The 21,151-nt window shown below is 39.0% G+C and carries 22 protein-coding genes and 1 pseudogene; 9 read left to right on the top strand and 14 right to left on the bottom strand.

Annotation, left to right across the window (positions count from 1 at the left end):
* Position 1 precedes the first annotated feature (1 nt).
* Positions 2 to 1,762: a P-loop NTPase fold protein gene (locus H5203_RS07555; RefSeq protein WP_024596196.1), complete on the bottom strand. Its 1,761-nt coding sequence runs from the start codon at positions 1,760 to 1,762 to the stop codon at positions 2 to 4.
* Positions 1,763 to 1,780: 18 nt separating this feature from the next.
* Positions 1,781 to 2,026, bottom strand: a complete 246-nt coding sequence (locus H5203_RS22835) for a helix-turn-helix domain-containing protein (protein WP_033103103.1) — start codon at positions 2,024 to 2,026, stop codon at positions 1,781 to 1,783.
* Between the two features lie 508 nt (positions 2,027 to 2,534).
* Between H5203_RS22835 and H5203_RS07565 the strand changes: the two genes are divergently transcribed.
* The 6 genes from H5203_RS07565 to H5203_RS07590 all read left to right on the top strand — a co-directional run bounded on the left by H5203_RS07565 (position 2,535) and on the right by H5203_RS07590 (position 10,028).
* Positions 2,535 to 3,434, top strand: coding sequence for a cation transporter (locus tag H5203_RS07565; protein WP_008109692.1), 900 nt, complete (start codon positions 2,535 to 2,537; stop codon positions 3,432 to 3,434).
* A 99-nt stretch (positions 3,435 to 3,533) separates the two neighbouring features.
* Positions 3,534 to 4,178: a class I SAM-dependent methyltransferase gene (locus tag H5203_RS07570; RefSeq protein ID WP_008109690.1), complete on the top strand. Its 645-nt coding sequence runs from the start codon at positions 3,534 to 3,536 to the stop codon at positions 4,176 to 4,178.
* An 81-nt stretch (positions 4,179 to 4,259) separates the two neighbouring features.
* Positions 4,260 to 4,556, top strand: a complete 297-nt coding sequence (locus H5203_RS07575) for a hypothetical protein (protein ID WP_223230508.1) — start codon at positions 4,260 to 4,262, stop codon at positions 4,554 to 4,556.
* Positions 4,557 to 4,629: 73 nt separating this feature from the next.
* Positions 4,630 to 5,922 (top strand): TolC family protein, encoded by a 1,293-nt coding sequence (locus tag H5203_RS07580; protein WP_008109686.1) that lies wholly within the window; start codon positions 4,630 to 4,632, stop codon positions 5,920 to 5,922.
* 70 nt (positions 5,923 to 5,992) lie between these two features.
* On the top strand, positions 5,993 to 6,889 hold the full coding sequence (locus H5203_RS07585) for an efflux RND transporter periplasmic adaptor subunit (protein WP_008109684.1): 897 nt from the start codon (positions 5,993 to 5,995) through the stop codon (positions 6,887 to 6,889).
* A gap of 10 nt (positions 6,890 to 6,899) precedes the next feature.
* Positions 6,900 to 10,028, top strand: a complete 3,129-nt coding sequence (locus tag H5203_RS07590; RefSeq protein ID WP_024602003.1) for an efflux RND transporter permease subunit — start codon at positions 6,900 to 6,902, stop codon at positions 10,026 to 10,028.
* Positions 10,029 to 10,111: 83 nt separating this feature from the next.
* Here H5203_RS07590 and H5203_RS07595 read toward each other — a convergent pair whose 3' ends face one another.
* Together H5203_RS07595 and H5203_RS07600 are read right to left on the bottom strand one after the other, a co-directional pair.
* A complete protein-coding gene (locus H5203_RS07595) occupies positions 10,112 to 10,999 on the bottom strand; it encodes a cation diffusion facilitator family transporter (RefSeq protein WP_008109680.1) in 888 nt (295 codons plus the stop codon).
* A complete protein-coding gene (locus tag H5203_RS07600) occupies positions 10,986 to 11,717 on the bottom strand; it encodes a transglutaminase family protein (RefSeq protein ID WP_005245162.1) in 732 nt (243 codons plus the stop codon). Before H5203_RS07600 ends, H5203_RS07595 begins: the two co-directional genes overlap by 14 nt.
* Before the next feature lie 79 nt (positions 11,718 to 11,796).
* Between H5203_RS07600 and cadR the strand changes: the two genes are divergently transcribed.
* Positions 11,797 to 12,186 (top strand): Cd(II)/Pb(II)-responsive transcriptional regulator, encoded by a 390-nt coding sequence (gene cadR / locus H5203_RS07605; RefSeq protein ID WP_008109677.1) that lies wholly within the window; start codon positions 11,797 to 11,799, stop codon positions 12,184 to 12,186.
* 526 nt (positions 12,187 to 12,712) lie between these two features.
* On the opposite strand, the pseudogene H5203_RS22840 reads toward cadR, so the two are convergent.
* Positions 12,713 to 13,075: pseudogene (locus tag H5203_RS22840) on the bottom strand (recombinase family protein).
* A gap of 433 nt (positions 13,076 to 13,508) precedes the next feature.
* On the opposite strand from H5203_RS22840, the gene H5203_RS07615 reads away from it, so the two are divergent.
* Together H5203_RS07615 and H5203_RS07620 are read left to right on the top strand one after the other, a co-directional pair.
* The gene (locus H5203_RS07615) at positions 13,509 to 14,030 is read left to right on the top strand and encodes a DUF305 domain-containing protein (RefSeq protein ID WP_008109672.1); all 522 of its coding nucleotides are present in this window, start codon (positions 13,509 to 13,511) and stop codon (positions 14,028 to 14,030) included.
* 1 nt (position 14,031) lies between these two features.
* A complete protein-coding gene (locus tag H5203_RS07620; protein ID WP_008109669.1) occupies positions 14,032 to 14,763 on the top strand; it encodes a MauE/DoxX family redox-associated membrane protein in 732 nt (243 codons plus the stop codon).
* Between the two features lie 216 nt (positions 14,764 to 14,979).
* Here the strand turns inward: H5203_RS07620 and H5203_RS07625 are convergent, their stop codons facing one another.
* The 9 genes from H5203_RS07625 to H5203_RS07665 all read right to left on the bottom strand — a co-directional run bounded on the left by H5203_RS07625 (position 14,980) and on the right by H5203_RS07665 (position 21,017).
* Positions 14,980 to 15,330 carry a hypothetical protein gene (locus H5203_RS07625; protein WP_004589646.1) on the bottom strand — a complete coding sequence of 117 codons (351 nt, stop codon included), beginning with the start codon at positions 15,328 to 15,330 and terminating at the stop codon, positions 14,980 to 14,982.
* 50 nt (positions 15,331 to 15,380) lie between these two features.
* Positions 15,381 to 15,752, bottom strand: a complete 372-nt coding sequence (locus tag H5203_RS07630) for a hypothetical protein (RefSeq protein ID WP_008467865.1) — start codon at positions 15,750 to 15,752, stop codon at positions 15,381 to 15,383.
* A 10-nt stretch (positions 15,753 to 15,762) separates the two neighbouring features.
* Positions 15,763 to 16,185 carry a hypothetical protein gene (locus H5203_RS07635; RefSeq protein ID WP_008467863.1) on the bottom strand — a complete coding sequence of 141 codons (423 nt, stop codon included), beginning with the start codon at positions 16,183 to 16,185 and terminating at the stop codon, positions 15,763 to 15,765.
* Positions 16,169 to 16,834: an isoprenylcysteine carboxylmethyltransferase family protein gene (locus tag H5203_RS07640; RefSeq protein ID WP_008467861.1), complete on the bottom strand. Its 666-nt coding sequence runs from the start codon at positions 16,832 to 16,834 to the stop codon at positions 16,169 to 16,171. Before H5203_RS07640 ends, H5203_RS07635 begins: the two co-directional genes overlap by 17 nt.
* Entirely contained in the window at positions 16,827 to 17,162 is a 336-nt protein-coding gene (locus tag H5203_RS07645; protein WP_008467859.1) for a DUF2933 domain-containing protein, read from the bottom strand. The genes H5203_RS07640 and H5203_RS07645 overlap by 8 nt, the downstream gene beginning before the upstream one ends.
* Positions 17,163 to 17,171: 9 nt before the next feature.
* Positions 17,172 to 17,525 carry a cupredoxin domain-containing protein gene (locus H5203_RS07650; protein WP_004589267.1) on the bottom strand — a complete coding sequence of 118 codons (354 nt, stop codon included), beginning with the start codon at positions 17,523 to 17,525 and terminating at the stop codon, positions 17,172 to 17,174.
* 11 nt (positions 17,526 to 17,536) lie between these two features.
* Positions 17,537 to 19,780, bottom strand: coding sequence for a heavy metal translocating P-type ATPase (locus H5203_RS07655; RefSeq protein ID WP_008467856.1), 2,244 nt, complete (start codon positions 19,778 to 19,780; stop codon positions 17,537 to 17,539).
* A gap of 101 nt (positions 19,781 to 19,881) precedes the next feature.
* Positions 19,882 to 20,295 carry a MerR family transcriptional regulator gene (locus H5203_RS07660; protein WP_008467855.1) on the bottom strand — a complete coding sequence of 138 codons (414 nt, stop codon included), beginning with the start codon at positions 20,293 to 20,295 and terminating at the stop codon, positions 19,882 to 19,884.
* A gap of 299 nt (positions 20,296 to 20,594) precedes the next feature.
* Positions 20,595 to 21,017, bottom strand: coding sequence for a hypothetical protein (locus tag H5203_RS07665; RefSeq protein ID WP_010558026.1), 423 nt, complete (start codon positions 21,015 to 21,017; stop codon positions 20,595 to 20,597).
* Positions 21,018 to 21,151 lie beyond the last annotated feature (134 nt).

Consider the following 21,151-nt stretch of genomic DNA (forward strand, 5'->3'; position numbering starts at 1 on the left):
ATTACTTAGTTCCCTCTAGTTCTTTTAAAATTGGATTAAGCCATCTTTGGCGGGGCAAGCTTTTTAAAAATGTAAGAAGACTTAAGCTACATTTATCATCCTGCTTGGCAAGTAACACAGCCCCATAAATGCCTGTTGGTCTTTCGGTCCAATCACCAATCAACTTAAAGTTTTCAATCAAACCATCCATGACTGACATGTATTCTTCCTTCGGAGTTGTGGTAATCGCAGTAGAGTTAACGCCACTGACCCTTACCTTTTGCTTCATTAATTCTTCTACGAGTTTTTGAGCGGCTCCAGACATTACCGAATTAACAGCCCCCATTGGAATGCTTTCTCTGCTCAGATATGCCGCTGGTGTCAAATCCATTTCAGTGAACATGGGAGGTAATTTCGACCATTTATCAATAAAAGCTAGGTCGAGTTTCCACTCTTCAGGTAAATTAATTTCGTCAAATTCGACTTCTGAATTTTCAAGATCCGCTAATACTTTTGGATATCCGTTTTCCTTATCAATTAATTCATAAAGCTTGTTGGTAGCCTGAGTGCCTAAGCACCTCTCAAAAATTACCAGCTTAGTGATAGTTTTTTCATCAAGCTGCATTCCTCTGCGATGAGCGGTTTTCTTTCTCATCTTAACCTGATTGAGTAATCGCTTAACTATGCGAGGGTTGCCGTTAATGTTTGTGGATTCAGCTAATAGTGGAGCTAACTGTTCAGCAACCACAAATTTACTTCTGAGTTCGGAATGCTTTTCAATCTCGTGATCTTGAAGTAGCTCGTCAACGGTAATTTGTGGTTGTTTCCACGACAGCCTTAATGACTCTTCAAGGGCACATCTTATCGTTTCTAATTGCGCATCGGTAACGCCGTGATCTTGAGCAGTAAGCATCATTAAATATGCCCTTATCTCCAGAACGCCGGGTCTTGGTACATGCACAGGAATTTGAATAAGCTTGTCTAAATAATCAGTTTGATGTCGTTGAGATGCACCTTTGTGATACTCAGGCACTGCCAAGCGGATCATGTCCTCATCGGCGGCAATAACAAATGCAGTATTGGGTAAAAATAGAAATAACCTGATCGCCTCAAGGGTCGAAATAGCATTAAATGGAGAGCAGCGATCTAAATTATCGACATAGACAATAAGTGGCTTATCAAACTCCTTTAACAGATCAGAATATGCTTTTCGGAATTCTTTAATTTCTTTAGGAGGTGAAAATGATTTATTATCTTTGATCAAACCTTTGTTTTTCTTCGCGACATCCTTAGCGCCATCGACAGCACCTTTTACATCATCAACATCCAGTTCACCATCGTCACCACCACTGAATAGTCCCATGATCTTCTGTATACCACCCATAGTTGGTATACCAGCTAATGCTGCACCACCATCCATTAGCAATCCCATCAGTCTGATCTTATCTATTCGTCCAGCAAACTCTTTTGCTTTTGCACTGAGATTTTTATCGTCTGCTGCTTTTTTAACTAAAGTAGATGCAATTGTTTCTAGTAACGCCGCTTTAGCGTCATCATACCCTTGGAAAGTCCATGCATCGAAATGTACTTGGATATATTCTTGTTCATCACTTTCCAGAGAAGCCTTAGTAAGTTCAAGAATCGTCGATTTTCCAGCGCCCCAATCACCAAAAACGCCTATACTAATAGGCATTAACTCCTTTTCTGTTATAAGATCTTTTATTGACTCAGCCGTTTCATTAAAATTTAAGAAATCAATTTTTGATTCTTTATCAGACCACATAACGTCTCCTTTTATTTATTATTTCTTTTGTTCCATTCTTTCAATAGTTCGGTGAACCGTGGGGCGGCTAACAGAATATTTCTTCGCTAATGCAGAGATCGATTCACCATTTAATTTATCTTTATATAATTCTTTCGCTTGTTTGTCTGATAAAGCAGGCAATCTGCCCATGTGTTTGCCTTTAGCTTTAGCCTCTTCACGACCTTCTGTGGTTCTGGCTTTTATAAGATCCCGCTCAAGTTGAGCGAATATGTGGCTACGCATAATGTTTGAGATTATTTCTCATCAAGCCAGATTGGGTGAGTACTAGGAAATCTTCGTCAGATTTGAGCCTGAAGCAGTCGTAAACGATGGTACAAAATTACTTCAGCTAAAATTCACTTTGATACGAAACCGGACATTAGGCTTAGCGTATCTCATGACAAGTGTTCCAACAATATAGTCGTTGCTCTTACTTTTAAATTTAAATCTTGTTTTAGATCCTCTGTACAATTAGTAACACACCAACGCGACTTTAATGTGGAATTAGGATCATCGGTTAATTTATTCTATCTAGATAGCTCTTCTATTTTTTATCTTTGATAAACATCGGTATAAAACGGGCAGTCCAAATAATGTTAGCAGTGTTTGCTGTCACTACCCCCCAACAATTATTTTCTTGGAATAGCTATTTGAGTTACTTCCCAAACTTTTCATATTGAATAATTTTTATTTGACTCTATAGCCACTATAGATTTTATACTTATTTTAATATTATTACGGAATGTTAAATATGTCAGAAAAATGTAGTGGTCAGTGTCAATCATCTTCTACCAATGAAGATGTAAAAATTGATACACAATTAGATAACTATAGTGGCGCGTTTGTCAGTACATTTAAAGTACCTCAAATGGACTGTCCTTCAGAAGAGAGATTGATTAGGTTAGCACTTGACTCAATTGAGCCTTCAGTTGGGTTGCAATTTGATATTCCTAGCCGTTTAGTCAAGGTTTTTCATGATGAAAATTTAGATGAGATAACAAAAAAATTACAACAACTCAATCTCGGTGCAGAGTTGGCATCAACTAAAGAAAGTTGCAGCACCGAAGCTGCAAAAGCAAAAGATCTAGCCCAAAAAAATGAGATGAAAGAAGCATCAACCCTAAAATGGTTGTTAGCCATTAATGGAGTCATGTTTTTTATAGAAGTAATTGCTGGGTTGATTGCACAGTCTGCTGGCCTAATTGCAGACTCATTAGATATGTTTGCTGATGCTGCTGTGTATGGTTTGGCTATTTATTCGGTAGGTAAAAGTATCAGCATGAAACTTAGAGCGGCACATATATCTGGTGTGCTTCAAGTTATTCTAGCGCTAAGTGCTTTGAGCGAAGTCGTAAGACGCTTTGTTTACGGTAGTGAACCGATCTCTTCTTTAATGATGATATTTGGTGGAATAGCACTAATCGCTAACATTGCTTGTCTATTTTTAATATTTGGTAATAAAGAAGACGGCGCTCATATGAAAGCAAGCTGGATTTTTTCCGCAAATGACGTTATTGCAAATGTTGGGGTAATCTTAGCTGGCTTTTTAGTTACAGTAACAAGCAGCCGTTATCCAGATTTAGTGATTGGTTTGATTATTGCTGTTGTAGTTTTAAACGGTGCTCGCCGTATCTTACAGCTAAAGTATTAAACAAATTCATCATGGCTATTTATTTAAATTTTAAAACCATTAATAGCATCTTTATAGCTAGTTTAAGTCTGCTTCAAACGGCTAAAGGGAAATGAAGTTATGAAAAACAATGCCTACATTCCGCCATTACGATTTCATTGGTTAACTAATTTTTATGACAGCCTCGTTGCTATCACCACGAGAGAAGCATTTTTTAAAAAACTGATTGTAGATAAAGTTGCCAACGTCAAAGGAAACAACCTACTTGATGTTGGATGTGGAACCGGAACGCTAACAAAATTAATAGCTGAAAAATCACCTAAATATACCGTAATAGGCTTAGATGCAGACCAAACCGCTTTAGATATTTCACAGAAAAAAGTTATAGGCAAGGATCTTAATATTTCTTTTAGACAGGGCTTTGGACAAGAAATGCCTTTTAGTGATAATTCCTTTGATATCGTAGTTTCAAGTTTGTTTTTTCATCACTTAAGCCGTTCAACTAAGCGTGCGACATTAACTGAAATTCGTCGGGTACTTAAACCGGGTGGCATTTTATTAATTGCTGACTGGGGAAAGCCGACTTCAATATTTCAACGGATATTGTTCTTTGTCGTTCAGTTATTAGATGGTTTTGAAACTACAAAAGATAATGTAGATGGAGTCCTTCCTTCTTTAGAGGTTGAATCAGGGTTTACTCATGTTTCAGATTTAAACATAGTCCCAACGACTTTGGGAACTATCAGACTGATTGAAGCGAACTAGATAACAATGAACCTAATGCGTCCGTCATATTTTAAACCATATATATCATACGTGATAATGATTTTAATCGCGGTGCAATCTGTGTTTTTTTCGCTAGAAGAGCTTGAAGTAAACTTAATTGAAAGTTCTTTTAATACATCACTAACTGAGTCTATTACCCCGCTAGAATCTCCAGAAACCTCCAATTTATTTGAGGTGAGTAATAGCCAAACTTTAATTGATAATTGTAATTTTTGTTGCTGTTGTCACTTATTTTTAAATGCAGATTATTCTTGTAATATTTTACAAAAAATAGAATATTTCCTTACCTACGCCTTAGTTTCTCCTGAGCTAAAAGGCTATATGTCGGTGCCATTCCGCCCACCTAAATACGCCTAAATTTTATAGAAAATTAAGAAAGGTCAAATGTTAATGACCTAAATATCACATATAAATTTATAGGAAAGTATACATGGCACTTAATACCTGTGAGCATCGCAAGATAGCAATTTTGAGGTGTGTAACACCTCAGCTTAAATATATCGCGTTTCTCGCGTTGTCACTTTTTACATTTAATGTTTATGCCTTTGAAAAGCAGTTAAATCTTCAAGAGGCAATTCAGTGGACGCTTAAACAAAATCCTGAACTCAAAATATTTGATTTCAAACAAACCGCATTAACAGGACAAGAACAAACAGCAAGTTTAAATCCCGCTTATGAACTAGAAGTTGAAGCTGAGAACTTTGCAGGCTCAGGTGAATTTAATGCATTCGACAGTGCTGAATTAACAGTCGCTCTATCTTCGGTTATCGAAATGGGAGATAAACGCTCAGCGCGGATTGGACTTGTTTCAAAATCAAGAGCACTACTCAATGCTGAGAAAGAAGTCTCTGCGCTTAATTTAATGGCTCAAGTCACTGAGAAGTACGTGGAAGTACTTGCAGCCCAACAAAGAGTGATATTGGCAGATAATGCATTGAGCTTAGCACAAGAAACGTTAGAGATTGTATCTCAGCGTAACCGCGCAGGTGCTACTCCTGAGGCTGAAGTGAAACGTTCAAAAGCAGTTATTGCTCAGGCTAACCTCACCCTTCAATCTGAACAAAAGCGCTTGGAATATCTAAAGCTTTCTTTATCAGCTTACTGGGGAGAAACATCAGTGTCATTCTCTAGAGTAACTGGAGATCTGTTTCAGTTTGGCAATGATAGTGATTTTAGTAGTCTCTTTGCGAAATTAGAGAAAAACCCTGCTATTCAAGTTTATGCAAGTGAGCAGCGACTAAAAGAGGCCGAATTACAGTTGGCTAAAACAGAGTCAACGGCCAATATCAAATGGTCTGTTGGTGTTAGGCGCTCTCAAGAAGCCAATGATACGGCACTGGTCGCTGGCTTTAGCTTACCTTTGTTTGCTGAAAAGCGAAATTCTGGTGCAATCGCTAGTGCGCTAGCAGAGCGTGACCAAGTTGCCATAGAGAAAGAGGCGACTAAGTTGAGGTTTAGAAATCACTTACTACGAGCATACTCCAATAGAAAACAAGCCATATTAACAGCTAATTCATTAAAGCAGTCGGTTATCCCAATGCTTGAAGATGCACTGGAAGATACTCAAGACGCCTATCAAAAAGGTCGATATGGATATCTTGATTATGTATCGGCTAGACAAGAGCTGTTAAATGCTCGGCGAACCCTCATTGATGCGGCATCTGCTGCCCTAATTTATGGCGCAGAGATAGAAAAACTAACAAACGAAGCGCTGTCACTCTAAATAAACATCACTTTAAGTTTAATAACAATTTATTGATTCAGTTATTAACTGAATCGTTTAGGAATTCAAAATGAAAAACTATTTACTCGCACTATTGATTTTTATTGGGTATCTATCACCCATTCAAAGTGTTATCGCTAGTGAAGATGAACATGAAGGCGAAGAAGGCATTAGCAAAATAAACAATAACATGGCAAAAAGGCTTGGTGTTGAAACAGCCTATTTAGCTTCAAAAACGTTGAACCAAACTATCCCTGTATACGGCGCTACGACGATAGGCGCTGAACAATTATTTCAAGTTGGCGCTAGATATAACGGCGTTATAAAGACAATTAACTCCACTGTTGGTGATAAGGTAAAAAAAGGAGATCTATTAGCCGTTATTGAATCTAATGAAAGCTTAAATACCTATAAAATAACATCCCCTGTTTCTGGGACTGTTTTACAGCGAAATGGAAATATTGGCGGTATCACGCAAAACACTAGCTTGTTTGAAATCGTCAATTTTGACACCTTGTGGGCTGAATTTAAGGTGTTTACCAGCCAATATAATCAAATCAAAGTCGGTCAACCTGTTGATATTGAGCATGGTGAACAGGCATTCAACTCAACCATCACCAATATAATTCCAGCTAAAGATCAGTCTTATGTTTTAGCACGTGTACGTTTAAATAACACTGAGCTAAACCTAACCTCAGGCCAATTATTAATGGGCAGCGTAAAGATAAACCGATTTGAGGTGGATTTAGCCGTCGAGAAAGTTGCGATACAAGAACTGGGAGGACAATTTGGTGTCTTTGTAAAAGAAGATGAAGAGTACGAGTTTGCGCCACTTGTGCTCGGACGTTCAGACAAAAACTATATCGAGGTCATTGATGGCCTCAGTAAAGACGCTGAATATGTAAACAAAAACAGTTATCTGATAAAAGCGGATATTTTGAAATCTGAAGTAGAAGACGACGATTAGGAGACGCAATATGATTGAATCAATTTTGCGTCTTGCAATAAATAGACGCTATTTAGTATTAAGTCTGCTGATGGTAATCATCGGCGTTGGCATGTGGAGTTATCAAAAACTTCCCATTGATGCTGTTCCAGATATAACAAACGTGCAGGTACAAATAAACACTTCTGCCCCCGGTTATTCACCTTTGGAAGCGGAACAAAGGGTGACCTTTCCTGTAGAAACCGCCTTAGCCGGATTGCCAAAGCTGTCTCACACCCGCTCCCTGTCAAGATATGGATTATCTCAAGTAACCGTTATCTTTGAAGAGGGAACCGATATTTATTTTGCTCGCAACTTAATCAATGCAAGATTAGCTGCGATAAAAGGCGTTATTCCCTCTGGCTTAGAGCCAGAAATGGGTCCTATTTCGACAGGGCTTGGCGAAATATTTATGTATACCGTACAAGCTTCTCCTGACGCTAAAATGCCTAATGGAGAGCCTTATACCGCTATTGCCTTAAGAGAAATACAAGACTGGATCATTAAACCGCAATTGGCTCAAGTTAAAGGCGTCATTGAGGTCAACAGTATCGGCGGCTACAACAAGCAATATCACATAACGCCTAAACCCGAAAAATTACTTTTTCATCAGGTAACCTTTGAAGAAATATCTGATGCATTACGTAAAAACAATGACAACCGTGGCGCAGGTTATATCGAACAAAACGGACAGCAAGTTTTAGTACGCTCCATTGGGCAACTAGCGACAATAGATGAGATCCTCAATGTCATCATCAAAAAGAACGATGGTATTCCTGTAAAAATAAGTGATGTTGCCAATGTTGCTATAGGCAAAGAACTTAGAACAGGGGCTGCTACTCGTAATGGCATTGAGACAGTGCTTGGTACAACCATGATGCTGATTGGTGAGAATTCTCGCACCGTTGCTTTAGAAGTGGAACATAAGCTCAGCGAAATACAAAAATCTCTGCCAAAGGGCATTACCGCAGAGCCTGTTTACGACAGAACAACGTTAGTAGATAAAGCGATTGCAACCGTTACCAAAAACCTCGTTGAAGGTGCGCTTTTAGTTATTGTTGTGTTATTTATTCTACTTGGAAATTTACGTGCAGCTCTCATTACCGCTGCTGTTATCCCTATTTCCATGTTAATGACAATCACAGGTATGGTGCAAGCAGGAGTATCTGCCAATTTAATGAGTCTCGGCGCATTGGACTTTGGCTTGATAGTGGACGGGGCTGTAATCATCGTTGAAAACTCTGTCCGTAGGTTAGCACAGGCCCAACACAACGGTCATAGGCAAGACTTAAGAGAACGCCTAAATACCGTTTTTGAAGCCACTTCAGAAGTGATACGTCCAAGCTTGTTTGGTGTGGCAATTATCACTGTTGTTTACATCCCCATTTTCACGCTAACTGGCGTTGAAGGGAAAATGTTCCACCCTATGGCGGCAACTGTCGTTATGGCGTTAATTTCCGCAATGATCCTTTCAGTTACACTGGTTCCTGCTGCTGTAGCTGTGTTTATGAAAGGTAAAATCAGCGAAAAAGAAAGTGTAGTTATTCGTTCAACCAAGTCTATTTATGAACCATTGTTAAAAATGGCGATGAAATTTCGTTGGATTATTGTTTCATTCTCAACGCTGTTAATGGGGTATAGCCTTTGGTTAGCAACTACGCTTGGGACAGAATTTGTTCCTCAATTAAATGAAGGTGATATTGCACTACAGGCATTAAGAATTCCATCGACTGGCCTAGAGCAATCAGTAGAAATGCAAGAAGTACTTGAGCAACGTATTAAAGCGTTTCCTGAAGTTGATAAAGTATTCTCGCGCATCGGCACACCAGAAGTAGCAACTGACCCAATGCCACCGAGTATTGCTGATATCTTTGTTATTTTAAAACCACGTAAAGATTGGGCCGAACCTTCAAAGCCAAAGAGTGAATTAGTTGAAGAAATGGAAGAGGTACTGAAAAACATTCCGGGCAACAACTATGAATTCACTCAGCCTATTCAAATGCGTTTCAATGAATTGATTTCTGGCGTTAGAGCTGATGTCGGCATCAAAATATTTGGTGATGATTTGGATCGGTTATTACTCACCGCAAAAGATATTCTAAATATAGTGAAAACCGTGGACGGTGCTGCTGATGCCCGAATGGAACAGGTCACAGGTGTTCCATCTTTATCAGTAATTCCTAAACGAGAAGCGCTTGGTAGGTATGGTTTGAGCGTTACCGAACTGCAAGACTGGGTTGCTACTGCAATTGGCGGTGAATCTGCGGGGATCATTTATGAAGGAGACAGACGATTTGAGTTAGTTGTTCGTCTACCGGAGCAAATAAGAACGGATATCGATAGCTTGAAGCATCTGCCGCTTCCACTTGAGAATGGTAACTATGTGCCACTTGAAGAAGTTGCAGAGCTTAAATCTGAGTCTTTACCTGCTCAAATTAGCCGTGAGAGAGGTAAAAGAAGAGTTGTGGTTACCGTCAATGTTCGTGGTAGAGATTTAGGCGGTTTTGTCAAAGAAGTGAAAGCTAAAATTAATCAGGAAGGAGAAATTCCAGCAGGATACTGGCTTGATTATGGCGGAACCTTTGAACAGCTAGAGTCAGCGAGTAAAAGATTAAGCTTAGTTGTGCCGATCACACTAATTGTTATCTTAGGTATTTTGGTTATTGCATTTGGTTCATTAAAAGATGCATTGATCATTTTCAGTGGTGTACCGTTAGCATTAACTGGGGGCGTAATTTCTCTTTATTTAAGAGACATGCCTTTATCTATTTCGGCAGGTGTCGGCTTCATAGCATTGTCAGGTGTTGCCGTATTAAATGGCTTGGTTATGTTGGCTTTTATTCGAGATCTTTGGCATGAAAAAGGCGACCTTTACGTAGCGATCATTGAAGGTGCCATCATTCGTTTAAGACCTATTTTAATGACGGCACTGGTCGCAAGTTTAGGTTTTATTCCAATGGCGTTAAACACTGGAATTGGTGCAGAAGTGCAACGACCACTAGCAACAGTTGTTATCGGCGGTATTGTATCTTCTACAATTTTAACTTTGTTTGTATTGCCTATTTTATATCAATGGGCGCATGGCGCTGAGAGTAGTAAACAGCAATCTGACGAAATTTAAAAACAAAAAAGCAGCTTAATTACTAGGTTATGCCTAATTAAGCTGCTTTTTATATTGTATGCCCAACATTTTATTGATAAAGCTTACTGCGCTTCATCCCGACAATTTTCATTTAAAAACTCAAACTCTATCGTTGTATGCGATAAATGATAGGAAGATAATTTAGCTGCAACTTCTTGTTTAAGCCTAATTAATTCTTTAACGTCAAAGTTGTCACTCAGCTCAAGGTGCGCTGTTAAAACGTGACTTTCACCATCTAGTGACCAAAAGTGCATGTGGTGGATACCATTAACTTCAGGAAATTCCATTAGTGATAGTTTAATACGCTTTTGAGTCTCTTTATCGGGTGCAGCTTGAAGAAATAAAACGAGTGTTGATTTCAGGTTTTTGAAAACATTAAACAAGATGAACAGCGTGAACCCTATTGATAAAAGGGGATCTAATATCGGCAGTTCAGCGAACAACAGTACGATAGAGACTATAAGAACGGCAACCCATCCAAGTACATCTTCAAGAAGGTGCCATGTCAGCACTTTCTCATTTAATGTTTCACCCGCTTTTAATTTTAATACAGCATATCCGTTAACGGCAACGCCGAGTATCGCTAGCCCTAACATCCCCTCGACTACAGGCATTTCAGGATTGGACAGCCTTGGAATTGCTTCAAATAAAATCCAAATTGAGCCAATGATTAAAACAATACTGTTTATCAATGCGCCAAAGAGAGTAAGTCTACGATAACCATAACTAAACCTATCTGATGCTTCTTTATTTGAAAAACGACTCAATAACCAAGCAAACCCTATAGACAGGCTATCACCCAAATCATGAACTGCATCTGCCATTATCGCCGTACTGTTAGTGAGCCAACCACCTATAAATTCGATAATAGTGAATGTCACATTAAGGAAAAATGCCCAACCAATACGGTCATCTTTACCATGTTGATGACTATGATTATGGTTGTGCATTTTGTACCTCTAGTACTTTTCTATTTCTTAGTTTTGATACATTCATATTAATCAAGTGACGTATCAAGCGTTGATATATCCAGCGTTTGAACCCCGACAAGTTAGTCCCTTTTTCGAGATAGAACTCATCAGGGGAATCATAAAGCCCAAAGTCATCATGAATACCTTCTTTTTGAATATAGGTATTTTCTCCACGCCAATCTGTATCTGGTGATGAAAAGCACTTTGTTGCAACACCATAACCACAAAAATCATCTTTTACTTGGTCAAATTTCTCCTGTAGAGAGCTTAAGTATTGCTCATCCAATATAAAGCCCTCTAAGTTTATCCAACGCCCTTCAAAGTAAACTTCTACCCAACTATGAATGATGTATTTAGGTGCTAACCAAAATACATAGCTTGGGATAGCACCTTTTTGTAGTTGCTGGTCTATGGTAAACCCATGAAATCGGCATTGAATGCCTAGTCCACGCAATAGTGCCATTAACAGATTACCCTTAGTATTACATTGTCCATAACCATCTGCTAGCACATCGCTTGCTGCAATATCATCGCTTTCATTATAACCAAAGAAAATCTCATCTTTTACAAACTGATAAGCGGCACCAATTTTGTTGAAGTTATCCAAGTTTTTCCACCTACGTTGATCGATCAAGGATTGGATATCTTTGTGTTCAAAATTAACGATATTCGTATTGTTTAAATATTTCTCAGTCATTTTTTATATATCCTTTTCGTTGCATACTTATACTATAGACTCTATAGTAACTATAGAGTCAAATGTCTGGGGGAAATTGATGAAAATAGGCGAATTGTCTAAAAAATCGGGCTGTTCAATACAAACGATTAGATATTATGAAAGAGAAGGATTACTGTTAAATCCAAACCGTTCAGAAGGTAATTTCAGGCTGTATGATAGTAAAGCACTTAAACAATTGGAGTTCGTAAAACATTGTCGCAGCCTAGATATATCACTCAATGATATTAAACGTCTTATCGAATTAAAAAATAAGCCAGAAGAAAGCTGCTCTAGCGTTAATGCATTAATTGATCAGCAACTTGCACTAGTGAATAAACGCATGAAAGAATTAAGGGCGCTTAAAGCTGAATTACAACAGATGGCTAGTGCTTGTGGTTCGAACAATACTATTGAAGCATGCGGGATCATTAAGTCACTAGATAGTTAACTCTGTTAGAGGCATACGGGCAGAATATAGAACATTAATCGACTATTGCATGTCCTAAATGTGGACAGATAAAAACGGAAGAAATGCTGACAAATTCATGTCAGCGGTATCACAAGTATGAGTCACACAAGGTTTTGCCAAACTATTGAATGGTGACTGGTGTGTTTACTTCTCATATGGAACAGCAAAATTCCGCCAATTCTAGAACGACAAAATTAGTTGCAGCCGTTAATGCACTAGAGTGTTTAAATTGAAGTTTATTATTGACTCTTCAACGTCTGCTTTACACTCTGAATTTTCGTTAATAACTCAAAAGCTAACTTCCGCTTTTGGCTAAGTGAAGTCATAAGGTATTCATTGATGCTAATGTCCGCAATGTCGGAGGAGCTGCCGTTAGCAAATAGCATCAAATTATCGTAATATAACTGATTGAGTCTCAGATATTATGATTAAAAAATCATACTTTCATAAAAAGAGAGATTGGCGGCATCCCTTTAAAACCTTTCAGTCTAAAATGAGATCAATCTCAATCATTATGCACAGTCACAAATACTCCACATAGGTTGATCATGGCAGTGGCAAACGGATTATCATTTTTGGTATTGAGAGAGCCGTCGATAATATTCAAACAAGCACCTTTCTTATGGATGCTTTCAATTGCCTCAAGAATAGATTTTAACGACCGTCCCAAACGGTCGAGGCGAGTAACAATAACTTCATCACCTTCCCTGATAAAGTCGATGAGTTCCTAAAGCTTTTCTTCATTTCGAATCGAAGCACCAGACTGTTTGCCTTGGAATATTTTTTCACAGCCCTGAGCGTCCAACTTGGACAGTTGAACATTTAAATCTTGTTCTTTAGTTGAAACTCTTGCAAAACCAACTTTCATATATACGAAACCTGTAACTTTCGCACACCTTAACAATTAAATGAACGAAAGTATATTAAATAAATTTCGTACATGAACGTAATAAAAAATAGAAATTCGTACACTACGGATAGAAAATGAATGACAATTCTAACTATAAAGTGACTTAATTATTTCACACGCTTCACTTGTACACGAGCTTGCCATTTGTTGAAGCTCAGCTTGTAGTGCTTTGAGTTCTCCCATTAGATTGTTAACTAAAGCCAATTTAGCCTGTGTCTATCATAAGTTCAAAACTTAAACTTTAGATATAAGCTGAAATTGAGTCAATCGTATTACAAATACTCTTATTGATACTGGCTCATTACTTGCACTTTTTCGAGAACATGACCACATGTAGAGAATAATAGGCTAACAGTGGGAAATATTTACACTATCAATGTAAGGATTACTTATGAAATACTCAAGATTTGCTGCAATGATCATCACCTCAACCATTGCTATGTTTGTCATGATGTATCTCAACACTTACGCAGTATCACATATATGGTTTAGTGAAACGCGTATCTATATGGCGTTGTATATGGGAGCAGGTATGGCAATGATCATGCTGGCCTTTATGCTTGGCATGTACAGTAACAAGAAGCTCAACATGGCTATTTTTCTATTGGCGACAATACTGTTTGCCATATGTCTTTATCTTGTTCGCTCTCAAAGCACAATTTCTGACACTGCTTACATGAAAGCGATGATTCCTCATCACTCCATTGCTATTCTTACTAGTGAGCATTCAACTTTGGAGGATGTACGCGTGCGTGAATTGGCAAATGGTATTATTAAAGCCCAACGAAAAGAAATAAAAGAAATGGAATGGCTGATTAAAGATATTTCTGAAAATGGAAAGGTCAGCTCACAAGCTCAGGCTGAGCAACGACCGCTCCCAAAGTTTGAAGGCACACTGAACAAAGGAGACTAAGATGACTAAGACAGCTACCCTGTACAGAATGGTCACTGACGAACATATCTGCCCCTATGGTTTAAGGTCGAAAGATTTGCTGGAGAGGCAAGGGTATGATGTAGAAGATCATAAGCTCACGTCAAGACAACAAGCTGATGACTTCAAAGCTAAGCATGATGTCAAAACTACGCCACAAACCTTTATTGAAGGAAAGCGTGTCGGAGGATACGATGACTTAAGAGAGTATTTTGGTAAAGATGAAGCAGGTCAAACTGGCACAACCTACACGCCCGTTGTAGCCATTTTCTCGATAGCTGCACTTCTTGCTGTCGCATCTCAACATTTTGCTTCCGGCTCATTTATCTCCATCAGAACACTGATGCTATTTATAGCTTTTTCAATGACGCTCTTAGCGGTGCAAAAACTGAAAGACCTATACAGTTTCACAAATTCGTTTATTACTTATGATTTACTAGCGATGAGATGGATAAGATATGGTTATATTTATCCCTTCATTGAAGCATATGCAGGTATTGGTATGGTTGCCCAACTACAGCCTCTCGCAGTGGCACCATTTTCATTGTTTATCGGCACAGTTGGAGCAATTTCAGTTTTCAAAGCCGTTTACATCGACAAACGCCAGTTAAAGTGTGCCTGTGTAGGCGGCGATAGCAGTGTGCCACTTGGATTTGTATCGCTATCTGAAAACTTATTTATGATCGCGGGAGCATTGATTATGCTGCTGATGTAAAGGTATAGCTCTATTCGGCGGCCCCTTAACTGTTAAGATTAGACCTAGGATGCCAGCCCACACCTTTCTAATTCATATGTAACATTTTTTCTGTCGTACTGGCATCAAGATAACCAGAACTGAGCAAACAATCTCAAAGGTTGTACAAAATAACACTAAAGTTTTTTCATTAAGTTTTATTGTTATGCTCTTGTGGTGGCTTTCGCCACCACTTTATTAGTTTTCAAGTTCCACCATATCTTTCGCTGCAATGTCACCAGACACTAGCTTTACAGTTGCGAAATGATCATTCACAATTTTAGTAATTTGTACCGTTCCTACCTTTTCGATAGTGTAGGGATCTTCACCTTCACTCAATACTATTCTTTCATGGAATCTAATAACACTGTATTTTTGCCCAACCTCTGCGCCATGCTTAGCACCAATACAGATTAGAGTTCGATTATCAGAACTTTCTACTACCTGACCTCTCATCATGTATTTATGATAAAAAGTGGTATTGGAACAACCCACTAAATATAAACCGAATGTAAGCAATAAAAGAGCTTTTATATAGGGTGTTTTCATCACTGTTACCTCATTTGACTAACTAATTATCTATACACTTTTTTATGAATTCATTTGTTTTTCCGGCCAGCCCCCGAAGGTGCTTGATGACAACTCCAAGGCTTATGAACAGAGTTATCTTTGATGTTCTGATCAACAAATTTATAGTAACTTTCTTTAGTATGTGTCCACCAATCATCATGAACATCTGCGCCATACTTACGGATTACCTCCTCAATCCCATCAAGGCTTACGTTTGCGGCATCATAGGCAAGGTGTATTTCACCTTCTTTGATGTTGTAACTAACTTCATCTATACCAAAAAGCTGATCTATTTCTTTTACTAACTCGTCACAGCTTTCTTCTGTGACATTGCTAAGCTTTAGGTTTCGAACAACTAAATTTTGCTCTTTAACGCCAACTCTATGATTTAAATCGCTCATAATTTTTCTCCTAATGTTTGTGTGAATGCTGTTGATTGCTATCTTTCATTTCTTCCATTTTACGGTTCATCTGCGGCATCATGTTCCCCATCATTTCTAAATGATGTTCAGCCATCTTGATTTGTTGATGCATTGGCATTTCTTCCATGTTTTTGTGCATGGATTGCATCATCTTCATCATTGAACGGTGATGTTCAACCATCATCTGCTGTTGCTTTTCAGGATCTTTTTCAGTTTTAATGGCATGGACTTCCTTTTTCATTTCCATCATCTTTTTGTGCATTTCTCCCATGTTCTCATGTGGTATTGCCATGCCTTGATGCATATCAGCTTTGTTCGCACCTTCATGCTTATGCTCATTGTTTTGGGCAAATGAGCTAGTGGTTATAAGTAGTGAACTAATAAATAAAATTGATTTAGTTAACGTTTTCATGATTTTTACCTTCTACACTTTTATTAAAATTTGGGATCCAACTTGGTGTCGATTCCATATACCTGTGGTACTCCGAACCAAACTCAGCAATCGCTTGTGCTTCTTCGCGTTTCGCTAGCTTGACGTAAACAACGACTAAGATCGGAAACATCGCAAGTGTTGGGATTGTCGGCCACTGCAATAAAAAGCCGAACATGATTAGAATGAAAGCTACATACTGTGGGTGGCGACACCTTGCATACCATCCAGTTGTAGCCAATTGATGATGTTTTTGCGCGTGATGCAATACATTCCATGCTGAAGACAACATAAAGAAACCTGCAACAATTAACACCATACTCACTATATGAAATGGGTCCCAATGGGCATCACCTTGAAATCCAAAGAAAGTATGTAATAAATGCCCATTTTCATGCGCAAAGAAATTTACTTCTGGATAGGTCTCCGTCAGCCACCCCGACAGAAAATAGATAGTTAAAGGAAAGCCATACATTTCAGTAAATAGGGCAACAATAAAGGCAGAGAACGCGCTTAGACTTCTCCAATCAGTTGATGTTTTTGGTTTGACAAAACTAAAGGCAAAAAAGATAAAAATTGCTGAGTTCAGTATCACCATTGACCATAAGCCATAATCATATGTTTCATTCATCACTGCTCTCCTTTTTATGTGATTCCTTACGTGCCTTTTCTAACCCTTGTATGTAGCCATCGCGATAGGCTGCATTTTTATCCGTGAGTTCTTGAAAGCTCTCTTCCTTTTTTTCATCAGGCGCATGTGAATGATCGTGACCATGTTTACCATGACTGCCATGCATAAATACGTGCATCAAGGGGCATAGCAATAAAATCAAGTAGGGAAGAAATTGCAGCATATGTTGACCATGCTCAAGCACTAAGAAGTAGGTCACTGCGGCAATAAGTGCCAGTGCAGCCCAGCCTGTAGGTGTTGACCAAAAATTAGGGTGTTGATTTTTCATATTGCCCTCCTAAACGACTTTTAAGACACCGCGATACATTTGCATCTGACAGTGAAACTCATGCTCTCCCGGTGATAAGTTCAATAGGGTAATTTGAGTAATTTCATTTAATTTAAGCTGTTCGCTTATATCCAATGAAGGAATAAGCATTGTTTCAGCGCAGGGGGATTGATCTTTGCGCATAAACTTCAGAGTGACAGGTTGGCTAGCAGACACCTGAATTGAGGATGGGGAATACACACCATCCCTCACTTCAATGAGTACTTCATTACCTTGAACGATTGTTTTATTGGGTTTATATAGCCAAAACCACCAAACAATCAGCGCGATTAACATTAAGCCTAATAAGTTAATAACCATCATTGTGATTCTCCTTAATGCTCTTTTGCTTTAAAAAAGCGAAGTCGATTTGCATTTGACACTACAGTCAATGACGAAAACGCCATTGCAGCACCTGCAATTACAGGGCTAAGCAGAATGCCAAAGAAGGGATATAGAACCCCCGCAGCAAAAGGAATCCCGGCTACGTTATAGACAAACGCGCCAAACAAGTTTTGTTTGATATTTCGTAAAGTAGCTTTGCTTACCGCTATGGCATCAGCAAGGCCATGAAGTGAACCACGCATTAGGGTAATGTCAGCACTTTCGATAGCTACATCAGTCCCTGTGCCTATGGCGAAGCCAACATCGGCTAACGCTAGCGCAGGAGCATCGTTGATGCCATCTCCTGTCATACCAACAATTTCGCCGCCTTCTTGTAGCTCTTTCACCTTGTTGGCTTTATCTTCTGGCAGCACTTCAGCAAGAAACTCACTAATACCCACTTTTTTAGCTACGGCGGCAGCGGTTTCCTTGTTATCACCCGTTAACATGATGACGCGTATACCATTAGCCTGAAGCCGTTTGATAGCAGAGATTGAGTCTGACTTGATAGGATCTGCAACAGCAATGATTGCTGCAAGTTCACCATCTACAGCAAAGTACATAGGTGTTTTGGCTTCTTTGGCTAAAGACTGTGCTTGTTCAACAAAGCCTGTGAGGTCTATGCCTTTTAACTTCATTAGTTTATCGTTTCCGAAAAGCAGGGCTTTGTTGTTGCAGCTTGCTTCTACACCAAAACCCGTAATGGCGTTAAAGGCTTCAATTTTTAGTAACTCAATATCCTGATCTAACGCACTTTCAACAATCGCTTGCGCTAAAGGATGCTCTGAGCCGCTTTCTAAACTTGCTGCAAGCTGTAGTACGTCTTTTTCGTCAGTAGCTTTTGCTAAAATAATATCGGTTACCTTAGGTGCCCCTTCAGTAATAGTGCCCGTTTTATCTAAAATCATGGCAGTGATTTTAGAGGCGGTTTGCAGTGCCTCACCGTTGCGAATAAGCACTCCGGCTTCTGCTGCTTTTCCTACTCCCACCATGACAGACATGGGTGTTGCCAAGCCTAAAGCACACGGGCAGGCAATAATAAGCACAGTAGTTGCTGAAACGATGGCAAAAGCAATGGCTGGCTCAGGTCCAAAGTTAAGCCATGCTAGCGCACTTAACACAGAGGTGATCATCACGACAGGTACGAAAAAAGCTGAAATAACATCGGCCAAACGGCCAATCGGCGGTTTCGAATTTTGTGCTCGTTTCACCATATTGATGATCTGTGCAAGCGCCGTGTCTTTACCAACGCGTGTGGCTCTAAATAAAATCATGCCTGATTTGTTCAAAGTACCTGCGACAACCTCATCTTCTTCAGCTTTTTCAGCAGGCATAGGTTCGCCTGTCAGCATGGACTCATCAATAGAGGTGTGTCCTTCCAATACCACGCCATCGACGGGAATTTTTTCACCCGGTTTTACCTTCACAATATCGTTAAATAAAACCTGCTCAATACCTATCTGAACTTCTTTGTTGTCACGAACCACGGTTGCTGTTTTGGCTTGCAAGCCGATAAGACGTTTAATGGCCTCAGAGGTTTTACCTCTGGCTTTGATTTCTAATGCTAAACCTAAATCAATTAAGCCAATGATCATGGCGGTAGCTTCAAAATAAACATGCCGTGCCATCAATGGAACAGCGTCAGGTGCAAACACGACAACCATCGAATACAACCAAGCCGTGCCTGTTCCTAAAGCAATTAGGGTGTCCATATTGGCTGAATGATTTTTGAAGCTCTTCCATGCTCCTACATAGAAATGCTTGCCTGAAAAATACATAACACCAAAAGTTAAAATGCCTACAACCAACCAAGAAATTCGTTCAAGGTTTGTTTCAACCGTCATTTCTCCAACTACAATGCTGTAGATCATCAAAGGAACGCCGAGTGAAAGGGCAATAAACGTATCGCGCATTAGCTTTTTGTAATATGCAAAATCCGCAGCCTCTTTCTCATCAAGCGCATCTGTTGCTGAGCTATCATCAATTGGCTTCGCGTTATACCCCACTGACTCAACAGCTTTGATCAACTCTTTTGTTTTAGCTGTCCCATAAACTGTTACTGTCCTATCAGCAAAATTCATTTCCGCACTGACGACTCCAAGAGTTGCCTTCAACGCCCCTTCAATTTTGCCTACACAGCTAGCACACCCAGCACCTTCAATGATAAGCTGTTGGTTATGTGATACTTTCTCCAACGTATTCTCCTTACTTTTACACGAAGAGGATTGAGCTTTTGCCTGACAGCAACAGCCTGATTCAGTTTTTATATTTGTGTTAGTAGCCACCCTTTTTCCTCCTATGCTTTTTTAATTTGCTCAAAGTTTTCGATGAGATGACAAACCATGTTTGCAGTCGGTGCTTTGTCTTCCATTTCTTCCCATCGAGAAAGCGCAGAAGACATTTTTCCTCGAAGTGCCAACATTGCTTGAAACTGCTTTTCTGTTTCTTCAAGCCGCTCTTTGATCAGGCTTCTGACTAATGGGCACGCACTTTTACCATCTTCAGATTCATTAATAATTTCCTTGATATCTGCAACGGAAAAACCAAGGTTTCTGGCACTTAAAATGAATTTAAGTCTCGATACTTCTTTATTCGAGTATGACTTGTAGCCGTTCACTGACTTAGCAGGTTTTAACAATCCTAATCTGGTGTAATAGCGCACCGTATCAGCAGTCGTTCCAAGGCTTTTTGCCAGCTCCGCAACTTTCATATTCACTCCTCAGTTTTTTAGCTAAGTTTGTACTCTCATCTTCAGCTTAGACCTGTGTCTAAGACACAGGTCAAGTACTAATTCTAGTGAATAAGCTAAAAACTAATTTTTTGGTAAAAGAGAAATCTCGGTCAAAATCGACAGCATTAAGTACTGTAAATAGCAATAGTTTGAGCATGTTCATCATGCCTCCAAAAAATATTGTGCTAATTGTTCAAAACGGTTGGTAATTTAAACCAATCAGTAAATCGTTTTATTTTTGATGGGACTGGCGAAAAAAAGGCGCACTGATCCCGTGATTAGCCAATAATTGGTGGACGATAAAGTAAGAGATGGATACCAGATTTTGGTAGGGGTATACGCTGTAGAATTAGCTCAGAATGAATATTGCAAATACCTTCGTCTTGCGCTTCCACAAGATAGGCATTTAAATGAAAGCTTGTACAAAAACCGCCTTCACAACAAACACAATCACCAGCTTTACATTTTTCACAGTCTTCATCACCATGACGGTTTTTAGAATCTTGCGAATTTTCAGTGTGATAGTGACTATTGTCATTCATTGATTGATGATGCATATTTTTGCTTGGTTGTATAATATGCGTGTCGGAAGATCCATTTTGATGTTCTTCACAATTCATTGGTTTAGCAATAGCAAAGCCATGCTGCGTAAGCAACAGAGTAATTACCACTATTTTAAACCACTTGAAAAGTCCAAACATTTTAATTCCTTATTTATCACCTACAATATTAGCCACTTTATAAAAATAATTTTATGATCTTGATCAACCTTTGAACTAAAACCTAAACTTTTTACTTTTTACTTTTTACTTTTTTAAACAGCTTTAACTTCACA

Origin of the sequence: Pseudoalteromonas sp. SG41-1, from assembly GCF_014164575.1 — a bacterium.
Classification (GTDB): Bacteria; Pseudomonadota; Gammaproteobacteria; order Enterobacterales; family Alteromonadaceae; genus Pseudoalteromonas; species Pseudoalteromonas rhizosphaerae.

Excerpts from the sequence above, each read along its gene's own strand:
- H5203_RS07555 (WP_024596196.1), bottom strand. The coding sequence starts at position 1,762 with ATGTGGTCTGATAAAGAATCAAAAATTGATTTCTTAAATTTTAATGAA.
- H5203_RS22835 (WP_033103103.1), bottom strand. The coding sequence starts at position 2,026 with ATGCGTAGCCACATATTCGCTCAACTTGAGCGGGATCTTATAAAAGCC.
- H5203_RS07565 (WP_008109692.1), top strand. The coding sequence starts at position 2,535 with ATGTCAGAAAAATGTAGTGGTCAGTGTCAATCATCTTCTACCAATGAA.
- H5203_RS07570 (WP_008109690.1), top strand. The coding sequence starts at position 3,534 with ATGAAAAACAATGCCTACATTCCGCCATTACGATTTCATTGGTTAACT.
- H5203_RS07580 (WP_008109686.1), top strand. The coding sequence starts at position 4,630 with ATGGCACTTAATACCTGTGAGCATCGCAAGATAGCAATTTTGAGGTGT.
- H5203_RS07585 (WP_008109684.1), top strand. The coding sequence starts at position 5,993 with ATGAAAAACTATTTACTCGCACTATTGATTTTTATTGGGTATCTATCA.
- H5203_RS07590 (WP_024602003.1), top strand. The coding sequence starts at position 6,900 with ATGATTGAATCAATTTTGCGTCTTGCAATAAATAGACGCTATTTAGTA.
- H5203_RS07595 (WP_008109680.1), bottom strand. The coding sequence starts at position 10,999 with ATGCACAACCATAATCATAGTCATCAACATGGTAAAGATGACCGTATT.
- H5203_RS07600 (WP_005245162.1), bottom strand. The coding sequence starts at position 11,717 with ATGACTGAGAAATATTTAAACAATACGAATATCGTTAATTTTGAACAC.
- cadR (WP_008109677.1), top strand. The coding sequence starts at position 11,797 with ATGAAAATAGGCGAATTGTCTAAAAAATCGGGCTGTTCAATACAAACG.
- H5203_RS07615 (WP_008109672.1), top strand. The coding sequence starts at position 13,509 with ATGAAATACTCAAGATTTGCTGCAATGATCATCACCTCAACCATTGCT.
- H5203_RS07620 (WP_008109669.1), top strand. The coding sequence starts at position 14,032 with ATGACTAAGACAGCTACCCTGTACAGAATGGTCACTGACGAACATATC.
- H5203_RS07625 (WP_004589646.1), bottom strand. The coding sequence starts at position 15,330 with ATGAAAACACCCTATATAAAAGCTCTTTTATTGCTTACATTCGGTTTA.
- H5203_RS07630 (WP_008467865.1), bottom strand. The coding sequence starts at position 15,752 with ATGAGCGATTTAAATCATAGAGTTGGCGTTAAAGAGCAAAATTTAGTT.
- H5203_RS07635 (WP_008467863.1), bottom strand. The coding sequence starts at position 16,185 with ATGAAAACGTTAACTAAATCAATTTTATTTATTAGTTCACTACTTATA.
- H5203_RS07640 (WP_008467861.1), bottom strand. The coding sequence starts at position 16,834 with ATGAATGAAACATATGATTATGGCTTATGGTCAATGGTGATACTGAAC.
- H5203_RS07645 (WP_008467859.1), bottom strand. The coding sequence starts at position 17,162 with ATGAAAAATCAACACCCTAATTTTTGGTCAACACCTACAGGCTGGGCT.
- H5203_RS07650 (WP_004589267.1), bottom strand. The coding sequence starts at position 17,525 with ATGATGGTTATTAACTTATTAGGCTTAATGTTAATCGCGCTGATTGTT.
- H5203_RS07660 (WP_008467855.1), bottom strand. The coding sequence starts at position 20,295 with ATGAAAGTTGCGGAGCTGGCAAAAAGCCTTGGAACGACTGCTGATACG.
- H5203_RS07665 (WP_010558026.1), bottom strand. The coding sequence starts at position 21,017 with ATGTTTGGACTTTTCAAGTGGTTTAAAATAGTGGTAATTACTCTGTTG.